The sequence below is a fragment of the Campylobacter concisus genome, assembly GCF_002092855.1.
Classification (GTDB): domain Bacteria; phylum Campylobacterota; class Campylobacteria; order Campylobacterales; family Campylobacteraceae; genus Campylobacter_A; species Campylobacter_A concisus_AI.
This window is the reverse complement of the sequence record NZ_LVLC01000012.1, coordinates 141,088-152,466: the sequence shown is the minus strand read 5'-3', so window position 1 is coordinate 152,466 and position 11,379 is coordinate 141,088. Positions and strand designations below refer to the sequence as shown.

Genomic DNA, 11,379 nt, shown 5'->3' with positions numbered 1-11,379 from the left:
CGCTGTAATTATAACACTTAAATTTTAGACGGCGTTTATAAGAGTAAAATTTGGTTTAAAAAGCATTTTAAGCTGGTAAATTTAGACTATTTTGGCGTTAGTAAAGATTTAAATTTGTCTTTTAAACTCACAAATAAAGCAAGACCGAAATGATCCCAAGTAGCAACTTGCAATAAATATACGCAGTAGTGCTTTATGGCTTAAAATTTTAAAAATTATTTTCCTCAAAAAAGTCGGTGTCGATTTTGCAAATTTCATATATTTGGCTTGTCTGAACTCCGACTTTGTATTTTATCATTAGCTCTGCAAGCTTGTCGCCATCTATCAAAACCACACTAAAATTTTGATTATCTTTGGCGAAATTTTCAGCTTCTTTAGTAAATTTTGCCGTAGTGATAAAGACACCTTTTTTAGTATTTTTATTTGAGATGGCGCCGATAAACTGCTGAATCTCTGGCCTACGAATATTACTGCCGTCTTTGTATCTTTTTGCTTGGATGTAAATTTTAGAAAGCCCAAGTTCATCTTCATCTATGATGCCATCTATCCCGCCGTCTGGGCCTTTGTTTGTGAGATTTCCAGCTCCATAATTCATCTTTTCAAGTAGCTTTGTTACAAGGTATTCAAAAAATCTCGGCTCTTTTTCTAAAATGCTAGATAAAATTTCACTTTTTAGCTCTTCTTTTATCTTGCAAAGCGCTTCATCTATATTGTCATCTGGGGTGTTTTCCGTGACTTCTTTTTTCTCTTGCCTTATCTCTTGTTTGTAAATTTCATCGTACCAAGAGAGAAATTTGCTCTTTTTGTCCTTGCCACTTACTAGCTCTTTGCCAAAATTTGTTATGGCAAATAGGCTTCTACCAACTTTTTGAAGCGGCACTTTTTCTGGCCTTGATTTTACTTGTGCTGTCGTAGCCAGATAGGATAAGGCCCAATCGGTACGATTTATATAAGTTGGAGTTCCTCTTTTTATTTTTTGTAAAAGATCTTCGTCTTTTAACTTAAAATACTCAATTATAAATTTAGAAATTTCAGCTCTATTTGCTTCTTTCTTTTGCGCAACAAATTCTAAAATAGGCAGCATCATATCTTTATAACTTGGTAACATTTTATATCCTTAAATGAAGCAAATTTTTGAAATTATATAAATTTTTTGGCTTAAAAACTATAATCAAAATATGAGAAGTCTTGGTCTAACAAATTTTCTTTTAGAAAATATTAGCTTATTTGTAAACACCTTTGCTACGATATTTGCGCTAATTTTTTTGCTTTATTTCTGGTGTCGGAATCGTCTTTATATTTGTCGCATTTCCACTTGGTTATATAATGGGCGCACTCTTATCAATCCCATTTTTGATATTTTTATTTTTCTTATTTGTATCTATTGATATCTTTTTATGCCTTTTGGCATCTATTTGCAATCTTTTTTAATAAATTTAGAAGTAAATTTGGGGCTTTTGCAGCCCCTTTGCTACTTTATAGCAGCCATTTTTCTACGCATATAAGCTATGCGACTTTGAAGTGGTAAGTGTTTAGGGCAGTTGTCTTCACAGCCTAGCAAAGTCATACAGCCAAATACGCCGTCATCGTCGCCGATAAGCTCGTAAAAGTCCTCATCGGTTCGTTTATCAAGCGCGTCGATTTTAAACCTAGCTACGCGGTTAAGTCCGACCGCACCGATGAAATCAGGCCTCATGATAGCCGTACCGCACGCAGCCACGCAGATACCGCACTCGATGCAGCGGTCAAGCTCAAATACTTCCTGCGCTACTTCAGGCTCAACCTTTTCCTCAAGCTTAGAGATATCGGTCTCGTGATCGGTGTGTATCCAGCTCTCCACACGTCTACTCATCGCATTCATCCAGTTGCCAGTGTCTACGCTTAAGTCTTTTAGTAACTTAAATACTGGCAAAGGCATAAGCTCAATTACTCCGCTTTCAAAATCCTTAGTAAGAGTTCTACAAGCTAATCTTGGCTTACCATTTACAAGCATGCCACAACTTCCACAAATTCCAGCACGACAAACAAAGTCAAAGCTAAGATCTGGGTCAAATTTCTCGCGAATCATATTTAACGCGATAAATAACGTCATACCATCAGTCTCTTCTAGCTCGTAGGTCGCAAAATGTGGTTTTGAAATTTTGCTTAACGGATTATATTTAAATGCTTTTATGGTTATTTTTCTACTCATATCCTATTCCTGCTCTTTCGTTTGGTGCTTTATATTTTGGTTGAAGATCGTAGTGCATTAAAGCCTCTTGAATTTCTTGTCTACTCTTACCTTCAGCTTGCATTTTCTCACGAATTTCATCGACCTCTTTTTGGCGGATGGCACTATCTGGATGCTCAATAATATTACCTTTCGCACCATAGCCTCTAAATGCTGGTGGCATTTCCATTTTCATAATATCAAGTGGCTCATACACGATAGTCGGTAGCGTATCGCCCTCTTTCCAGCTAGTTAGAGTTCTGTTTAGCCAGTTTAGGTCGTCGCGTTTCGGATAGTCTTCGCGGCAGTGCGCTCCGCGGCTTTCTGTGCGATCAAGCGCGCCTTTTGCGATACAAAGGGCTAGTTTTAGCATCTTCGGTACGCGGTAGGCCTCCTCGAGCTCAGGGTTGCCAAATAGTGCTTTGTTTGTGACTTTGACATCCAAAGATTGCTTATAAAGCTCTTCAAGCTCTTTAACCGCAATTTCTAGGCCTTTTCCTGTTCTAAAGATCGCAACGTGTTCCCACATGATATCTTTCATTTTGTTTTTGATATCAAAGACATTAAACTTACCTTCTTTGCTAACAAGGCTATTTAGGTAATCTTCTTGTTTTTTTACAAATTTCTCAATATCGGCTGTGTTTATCTCTATCTCGTGGCTAGCACAATAATCAGCAAAATAATCTCCAACGATCATGCCGGCTACGACCGTTTCTGAAACGGAGTTGCCGCCTAGGCGGTTAAATCCGTGCATATCCCAGCAAGCAGCCTCGCCGGCGCTAAATAGACCCGCTAGCGTCGGGCTCTCGCCGGTAGGCTTTGTCTTGATGCCGCCCATAGAGTAGTGCTGCATAGGAAGGATCGGCGCCCAGCCTTTACCGCGTTGGCGTCCGTTTTCGTCGGTGTATACTTCGGTGTCGGCAGGATCGATACCGTTAAAGATTTCGCAAATTTCTTGAACGTCGCGCAAATTTTTCTCGATATGTTCGCGTCCTAGGATCGAGATATCTAGCCAAACGTGATATCCGTATGGGCTAGGTACGCCTTTACCAGCGCGGATATGCTCCATGATACGACGACTTACGACGTCGCGGCTAGCTAGTTCTTTTTTCTCAGGCTCATAATCGGGCATAAAGCGATATCCGTCCACGTCGCGTAAAATTCCACCGTCGCCGCGGCAACCTTCTGTTAAAAGAATGCCTGATGGAACGATCGGGGTTGGGTGAAACTGAACAGCTTCCATGTTGCCAAGCTGAGCTACGCCAGTCTCAAGTGCGATGGCCGCGCCGATACCCTCGCAAACTACGGCGTTTGTAGTGTGTTTATAAACCCTGCCGTAGCCGCCAGTGGCGATTAGCGTACCTTTTGCGACGTATGCAGTGATCTCGCCGTTAACTAGATCGCGAACGATCGCGCCGTAACAGCGGTTGTTTGCGTGGATTAGCGCGATAGCTTCTTTTCTATCGTGGATTTCTACGTTGTGCTTTAGAGCTTCGTTTGCTACGGCAAAAAGCATAGTGTGACCGGTGGCGTCTGCCGTAAAGCATGTTCTCCATTTTTTAGTTCCGCCAAAGTCGCGAGAGTGGATGAGTCCGTGGACCTCTTCTTTTTCTACGATAGTCGTTTTTTGAGCGTTGATGATAGCGCTTCTTTCGCCTTTTGTTATACGAGTCCAAGGCACGCCCCAAGCCGCTAGCTCGCGGATCGCCTTAGGCGCGGTTTGACAAAACATACGCGCAACTTGCTGATCGCAGCCCCAGTCGCTACCTTTTACCGTGTCGGCAAAGTGTACGTCCTCGTTGTCGCCTTCGCTCATTTTTGAATTTCCCAAAGAGGCTTGCATACCGCCTTGCGCAGCTGCAGAGTGCGAGCGTTTTACAGGTATTAGGCTTAAAACGACGGTGCTTAAGCCCTTTTCTCCAGCAGCCACAGCAGCTCTAAGACCAGCTAGACCACCACCAATTACCAATGCATCATAATATTTTACATTCATCTTCTAGCTCCTTTTTAATGGCTGATCCACACGAAATCGGCGATTAGCGCAATTATAGCAAGTATGCCATAAACGGCAAATACAATTGTTTTTGCCTTATTTCTTTTGGCAAACATTTCGTGCTTATTTGCACCATCAATGCTTATCCATTTGACATACAAGCGGTACATACCGATACTAGCGTGAACGACCATAAAAACAAGTAGTGCGAAGTAGAAAATTTCTAGTTGATGAAATGCAGCCGCTGATTTGTCGGCAGTAATATGTCCGCCAAAGACTATATCCACTAGATGTGCGCTGGCTGCGAAAAATAGAGCAAAACCGGTTAAAAACTGAAACCACCAAAGCGTAGTATCAAGGTGCTTCATGCGGTCTTTGTGGCCTCTAAACATTAGATATTGTCTGTAGTTTGCTGGAAATTTTCTCATAGCTAAAAATGCATGAGCGATAAAAATGGCAAATATTACCGCGGCAATAACGTTAGTAATCCACCAAGTAGCCTCGCCGAATAAAAATTTAGCCTCCGCAAACCCTACGACAGCGTTAAATGCGTCTTTGCCAAGTAGTATAGTAGAAGTAAAAACCATATGGCACAATATAAAACAGGCCAAAATAAACCCTGTAATACTTTGCCATCTATCCCAAGCGGCTGGAGTGCGACTTTTTTTGTCGTCCGACCGTTTTCCCAAAAAACCTTCTATAAGCCCGGTCATGAGCCCTCCTAAGAAATTTGAAATAAATTATCATTTCTTAATACTAATTTAAATATCAGCATTAATTGATAAAGCTAATCGTATCAGAAATTTACTTTAATGTTTTTTAAACGTTTACATTAAATTTTCGTAAATCTCTTAAAAAGCATAATATAAACAAAAATTCCAAAGCTACACATAATAAGCGATAAAATTTGTCCCATTGAAAGATCAAAAACAATAAAACCAAGCCCAGAATCAGGCTCTCTAAAGAATTCGCAAACAAATCTTGCAAAGGTGTAAAAAATGGCATAAAGTGCGATCAGCTCGCCATTAAATTTCTTAAATTTCCTATATAAAAATAAAATAATAAAAATAACTAAACCTTCTAAGAATGCCTCATAAAGTTGGCTAGGATGCCTTGGCTGGCCAAAAACATTTATCGCCCAAGGCACATCCGTAACTCGCCCAAAAAGCTCTTGATTTAAGAAATTTCCGACCCTGCCAAATGTATAGCCAAAAGGTATGCAAACGGCACAAAGATCAAGTAGCTGCCATAAATTTTGTTTATACCTTTTGCAAAATAGATATGTCGCAAGCAAAAAGCCAACTACTGCTCCGTGGTAACTCATGCCACGAATTCCTATAAACTCGCCGTTATGAAATGGATTAAAAATTTGCCAAGGTTGTGTCAAGTAGTAGCTTACTTCGCCTGAATAGACTAAAACCCAGCCAAGCCTAGCGCCTAAAATAACGCCTATTTCAACCCAAAAAAAGTAGTTATCCAAGAGCTGATTTGAGATTGTGATTTTATCTTTTTTAACGAGATACTTTGCCATGGCAAGCGCCAAAACAAGGGCTAAAATATACATAAGCCCATACCAGTGCACGCTAAAGCCAAAGATACTAAAGGCTACTGGATTAAAGTGGTTATAAATGTCGTTCCAAATTTCCATTTTTACTTTCTTTTTAAAATTTTTGCGATTTTACAATGATTTAGCTTTGATGAGCGAATAAGCTCTTGCTACTAAGCGCAAGGGCTAAAAATTTAAACTCGCTTGCTTCAAATTCTTTGCAAAATTTAAATAGCTCGGCAAACTCAGCCTCGTTTAAATTTACGCTCCAGATCGCTCCAGTGTCATTAAATTCTCTTTCAAACTCGCTTAAATTTGTAGTGGCAAAATAGTGCTCAAAGCGGCTCATCAGTGAGAATGGCGTAAAAAATTTGATCTCATCTTTTATCTCAAATTTCATCACGCCACTATCTTTTATGGCCTCATTTATCACCTCATTTACAGCCCCAGAGTAGGCTCTTACAAGTCCTCCAGTGCCAAGCTTTATCCCGCCAAAATACCTGACTATCAAGACACCAACATTTATTAGCTCAGCACCCCTTAGCGCGTTTAGGCTTGGCTGACCGCTAGTGCCCTTTGGCTCGCCGTCATCACTTTGATTTTCAACGATTTGTCCGTATTTGTTTAATTCCCTTGTTGCCCAAACTACATGAACGGCCTTAAAATGCTCCTCTTTTAGGCGTTCATGCAAACTTTTAAATTCGCTTATCGGGCACAAAAATGCCAAAAAATTTGACTTTTTTATATCAAGCTGGGCTTTAAAAATCCTATCAATTGTCTGCAAATTTGCTCTTTTACTTAAATTTTAAAAATCTTATCAATTTGCTAATTAAAGCCTTGTAAATTCAGACAAATTTATATTATTAAGGAAAAGATAGTAGAATTTTGCAATTTTTCATGAAGGACTAAAATGATACAAACTTGCCTATTTCCAGCGGCTGGATACGGAACGAGGTTTTTGCCAGCTACAAAATCGCTCCCAAAAGAGATGTTGCCGATACTTACAAAACCGCTCATTCACTACGGCGTTGATGAGGCACTTGAGGCTGGCATGGATAATATGGCCTTTGTCACAGGACGCGGGAAAAGGGCGCTTGAGGACTATTTTGACATCAGCTACGAGCTAGAAAAAGAGATCGCAGGTAGCTCAAAAGAGTCTTTGCTTAGCGAAGTTAGAAATTTAATGAACTCATGCACATTTTCATTTACTAGGCAAAATGCTATGAAAGGGCTTGGACACGCCATTTATACGGGCAAAACGCTAGTTCGAGATGAAGCATTTGGAGTCATTTTGGCAGATGATCTATGTATAAATGAAAATGGTGAGGGCGTGCTTTCACAAATGGTTAAAATTTATGAAAAGTATCGTTGTAGCGTAGTTGCAGTAATGGAAGTGCCAAAAGAGCAGACCAAGTCTTACGGCGTCGTAAGTGGTAGGTTTATAGAAGATGATCTTATAATGGTCGATGATATGGTTGAAAAGCCTGATCCTGCCGAGGCTCCGACAAATTTGGCGATAATCGGACGCTACATCCTAACGCCAGATATTTTTAACATCTTAGAGCGAACAAAGCCAGGTAAAAACGGCGAAATTCAGATCACAGACGCGCTAAAAACGCAGGCAAAAGATGGTATGGTGATAGCTTATAAATTTAAGGGCAAGAGGTTTGACTGCGGCAGTATCGATGGCTTTGTCGAGGCTACAAATTTCTTTTACGAGCGCAGTAAATGATAGAGACTTCATTTAAATTTAACTTTGCAAGCAGCGAGGTCATCGACTCATACGCCAAACGCATAAACGATGAGTACGAAAGCGGCGAGATAGGCTACTACCACCTGCCAGTGCTTGGACAAAATTTACTTGGAGAGATCGAGGAGTATGAAAAGGGCCTTGCTCATATCAAAAATGTAGTACTTGTTGGCATTGGCGGCAGTAGTCTTGGTGTAAAGGCGCTAAAATCGATGCTTGATGGCACAAAAGGGATAAAAAGAGAGCTTTTATTTTTAGATAACGTCGATCCTTGCAGCTACAAAAGCACGCTTGATGGAGTAAATTTTGACGAGACGCTTTTTGTAATAAGCTCAAAATCAGGCAATACGATCGAGACGATCACTATTTTTAAGTGCTTGCTTGATGACTTTAAACCTCAAAATTTAGGCAAAAATTTCCTCATAATCACCGATCCTGAGACAAATTTAGAAAATTTTGCCAAAGAAAATGGCATCAAATTTTTTAACATCCCAAAAAATGTTGGCGGTAGATTTAGCGTGCTAAGTGCAATAGGTCTTGTGCCTCTTGGTATCTGTGGCTACGATATAAAGGTACTTCTAGATGGCGCACTTGCTTGCAAGAAGCAATACATCGAGCAAAAAGATAGCTCCATAGTCGCTAAAGCTTACCACTACGCCACTAGCAGAAATGCCAGTGTAAATGTCATATTTAGCTACTGCGATAGATTTTTTGAATTTAACGACTGGTACGTGCAGCTTTGGGCAGAGAGTCTTGGTAAAAAAAGAGGCTATAAAAGAGTTGGACTTACGCCAATTGGACTTGTCGGTAGCCGCGATCAGCACAGCTTTTTGCAGCTTATCATGGACGGCGTAAAAGATAAGAGCGTGACATTTATAAAGATAAAAGATCACGCGAGCGACAAAACTATCCCAAATTTGAGCCTAAAAGGGCTTGAAGAGTGCGATTTTGTGGCAGGTCTAAGCCTAAATGAGCTTATAAATTTGCAGTGCGACGCGACTGCTATGGCGCTGGTGCAAGAGGGCATAAGTGTCGATACTATCACGCTTGAAAGGCTTGATGAGTTTCACGCTGGCTGGCTCATTTTTTACTACGAGCTACTAACCTCGGCCACTGGTATCATGCTAGGCATCAACACCTACGATCAGCCAGGCGTTGAGATAGGAAAACGTATCCTAAAAACCATGCTTTTAAAGTAGAAAATGAAGAAATTTCTACTTTTAGCTCTTTTTGCCTCGCAAATTTTTGCCTTTTCGGCGAGTAAATTTGTAAATGATGCTAGGTCGCAGATCGGTGTGACACTAAGTTACGATCCAAGCTACGAAAGGCTCGCCTATCCAATGGGCGACGTGGATATCAAAAAGGGCGTTTGTACCGATGTTGTGATAAGGGCGCTGCGGCATCAAGAGATGGATCTGCAAAGACTCATTTTTGAAGATATGAGTAGAAATTTCGCAAGCTATCCTAAAAAATGGGGCCTTAAAAAAGCTGATAAAAACATCGATCACAGGCGCGTTTTAAACATCGCTACATATCTAAAAAGAAAAGATTTTGAGGTGAGCGATAATAAATTTCTGCCAGGGGATATCGTCACATGGATGCTACCAAAAAATTTACCTCACATCGGTGTGATCTCAGATAAATTTGAAGGCCAAATACCGCTTGTCATCCACAATATCGGCTCTGGCGTGCAAGAAGAAAATATACTTTATAACTACAAGATCACAGGTCATTTTAGGCTAAAGTAGCAAAATGGCTTTTTAATCAAATTTTAGGCAAAATCGCAAAAAATAAATTCAAGGAAAAATAATGTTAGAAGTTAGGGGACTTACTCAAAGATTTGCAAGCAGTTTGCTATTTGAGGATGTAAATTTAAAGCTAAATCGCCACAACAGATACGGACTAATCGGTGCAAATGGCGCTGGTAAATCGACATTTTTAAAAATTTTAAGCGGAGCTATCGAGCCAACTAGCGGCGAGATCATCATAGAAAATGGACTAAAGGTTGGTGTGCTTGGGCAAGATCAGTTTGCGTTTGAAAATTTCACGCTAAAAGATGCGGTGCTTTATGGCAACAAACGCCTATATGATGCCGTTAAAGAGAAAGAAAAGCTCTATATGAGCGAGGAATTTACAGATGAGATAAATGAGCGCTTAAGCGAGCTTGAGATGATAAGTGCTGAAGAAGACCCAAGCTACGAGTACGAGACTAGGATAGAAAAAATTTTAAGCTCGCTTGGGTTAAATGAATTTGATAAGCTCATGAGCGAGGTCGAAAACTCAGATAAAGTTAAGGTTTTGCTAGCTCAAGTGCTATTTCCAAAGCCAGACATCTTGTTCTTAGACGAGCCAACAAACAACCTTGATATAGACGCGATCGCATGGCTAGAAAACGAGCTAAACCGCCACGAGGGCACGCTTGTGGTTATCAGCCACGACAGACACTTTTTAAATAGAGTTTGTACAAATATTTTGGATGTGGATTTTAAGAAAATTCGCGAGTTTTCAGGCAACTACGACGACTGGTATATGGCTGCAAATTTGATCGCAAAGCAGCATGAGATGGAGCGTGATAAGAAGCTAAAAGAGAAAGAGGAGCTGGAGAAATTTATCGCGAGATTTTCAGCAAATGCGAGCAAGGCAAAGCAAGCGACCTCTCGTGCAAAACAGCTTGAAAAGCTTGACATAGCAGAGATCGCTGTCTCAAGCAGGCGTGATCCTAGCATTCTATTTCGTGCAAACCGCGAGATAGGCAATGAGCTAATTGAGCTTAAAAACGTAAGTAAGAAATTTGATGATAAAGTGATATTTGAGAACTTTAACTTTAAACTCGAAAAGGGCGACAAGCTAGCTATCATCGGCCACAACGGCGTTGGCAAAAGCACACTTTGTAAGATCATAATGGGCGAGATAAAGCCTGACGCGGGCGAGGTGCATATAGGTGCGACCATTGAGCTTGGATATTTTGCGCAAGATACAGTAAATAAGATAGATGGCGAGCTAAAGCTTTATGAATACTTGCAAGATGCCAAAAACAAGGATATCGACGAGATTAGAAAGTGCCTTGGCAGGATGCTCTTTAGTGGTGCTGAGCAAGAAAAGGCAGTGGGCGCGCTAAGTGGTGGAGAAAAACACCGAGTAAGACTAGCTCAGCTCATGCTTCATAGACCAAATTTGCTTGTCATGGATGAGCCAAACAACCACCTCGATCTCGAGGCTATCATCGCGCTTGGCGAGGCATTTTATAACTTTAATGGCTCAGTCATCTGTGTAAGCCACGACAGGGAGCTGATAGATGCATTTGCAAATAGAATTTTGCACCTAAAAGGTAGTGGCGAAGTGGTTGATTTTAAAGGCACATACGAAGAGTATAGAGCAAATTTAGGGCTTGAGAGCTAAAATTTGTTATTTCTTGCTCCTGATTGTAGGGGCAAGATTAAAATTTATATTTACTACAAATTCTTACAAATATTAATCTAACTATATAAATTAAAAATAGCTTATAAAAATTATCAAAATCCAATAAAAAGACTTTATAAATAAGAAAGAAAATTAATAAGAATTTTCTAAAGCATTAGTAAGATTTGTAAAATAAAATTTATTAAATAATATTTTTATGATGCTTAGTTTAAGGGCTCTATTTAAAAATTTAATAAATTTGCTTTGCAATATGGTGATATTTACTTAGTTTTTACTTTCTAAAGTAATATTAGAAATAAAATTTAACTTTATTTTTTATATTTTTGGATATAAAAAGTGTGATTTAATATTTATTTTTATGTTATTTTTCTATATATTTACCTTTTAAGCTTAAAAATTTAAATAAATTTGAGCTAATTACGAGCTTTTTATATAATAAAAAAGTGATATTATTATTTAAA

General features: G+C 39.6%; 10 protein-coding genes. 4 read left to right on the top strand and 6 right to left on the bottom strand.

Features of this window, described 5'->3' with window-relative positions:
* Positions 1–208: 208 nt before the first annotated feature.
* The 6 genes from A3223_RS05095 to A3223_RS05070 all read right to left on the bottom strand — a co-directional run bounded on the left by A3223_RS05095 (position 209) and on the right by A3223_RS05070 (position 6,532).
* Entirely contained in the window at positions 209–1,108 is a 900-nt protein-coding gene (locus A3223_RS05095; protein WP_084109408.1) for a restriction endonuclease, read from the bottom strand.
* A gap of 363 nt (positions 1,109–1,471) precedes the next feature.
* Positions 1,472–2,191, bottom strand: coding sequence for a fumarate reductase iron-sulfur subunit (locus tag A3223_RS05090; protein WP_021091811.1), 720 nt, complete (start codon positions 2,189–2,191; stop codon positions 1,472–1,474).
* The gene (locus A3223_RS05085; protein ID WP_084109407.1) at positions 2,184–4,202 is read right to left on the bottom strand and encodes a fumarate reductase flavoprotein subunit; all 2,019 of its coding nucleotides are present in this window, start codon (positions 4,200–4,202) and stop codon (positions 2,184–2,186) included. Before A3223_RS05085 ends, A3223_RS05090 begins: the two co-directional genes overlap by 8 nt.
* Before the next feature lie 14 nt (positions 4,203–4,216).
* The gene (locus tag A3223_RS05080; protein WP_021091688.1) at positions 4,217–4,915 is read right to left on the bottom strand and encodes a fumarate reductase cytochrome b subunit; all 699 of its coding nucleotides are present in this window, start codon (positions 4,913–4,915) and stop codon (positions 4,217–4,219) included.
* A gap of 119 nt (positions 4,916–5,034) precedes the next feature.
* A complete protein-coding gene (gene lgt / locus A3223_RS05075; protein ID WP_084109406.1) occupies positions 5,035–5,850 on the bottom strand; it encodes a prolipoprotein diacylglyceryl transferase in 816 nt (271 codons plus the stop codon).
* Positions 5,851–5,890: 40 nt separating this feature from the next.
* The gene (locus A3223_RS05070) at positions 5,891–6,532 is read right to left on the bottom strand and encodes an IMPACT family protein (protein WP_084109405.1); all 642 of its coding nucleotides are present in this window, start codon (positions 6,530–6,532) and stop codon (positions 5,891–5,893) included.
* 126 nt (positions 6,533–6,658) lie between these two features.
* Here A3223_RS05070 and galU point away from each other — a divergent pair, with 126 nt between their 5' ends.
* From galU to A3223_RS05050, 4 genes are all read left to right on the top strand, one after another.
* Positions 6,659–7,480 carry a UTP--glucose-1-phosphate uridylyltransferase GalU gene (gene galU / locus A3223_RS05065; protein ID WP_084109404.1) on the top strand — a complete coding sequence of 274 codons (822 nt, stop codon included), beginning with the start codon at positions 6,659–6,661 and terminating at the stop codon, positions 7,478–7,480.
* Complete coding sequence (locus tag A3223_RS05060) at positions 7,477–8,697, top strand: glucose-6-phosphate isomerase (RefSeq protein WP_084109403.1); 1,221 nt, start codon at positions 7,477–7,479, stop codon at positions 8,695–8,697. The genes galU and A3223_RS05060 overlap by 4 nt, the downstream gene beginning before the upstream one ends.
* Before the next feature lie 3 nt (positions 8,698–8,700).
* Complete coding sequence (locus A3223_RS05055) at positions 8,701–9,246, top strand: DUF1287 domain-containing protein (RefSeq protein WP_084109402.1); 546 nt, start codon at positions 8,701–8,703, stop codon at positions 9,244–9,246.
* 61 nt (positions 9,247–9,307) lie between these two features.
* Positions 9,308–10,897 (top strand): ABC-F family ATP-binding cassette domain-containing protein, encoded by a 1,590-nt coding sequence (locus tag A3223_RS05050; protein WP_084109401.1) that lies wholly within the window; start codon positions 9,308–9,310, stop codon positions 10,895–10,897.
* Positions 10,898–11,379: the final 482 nt, after the last annotated feature.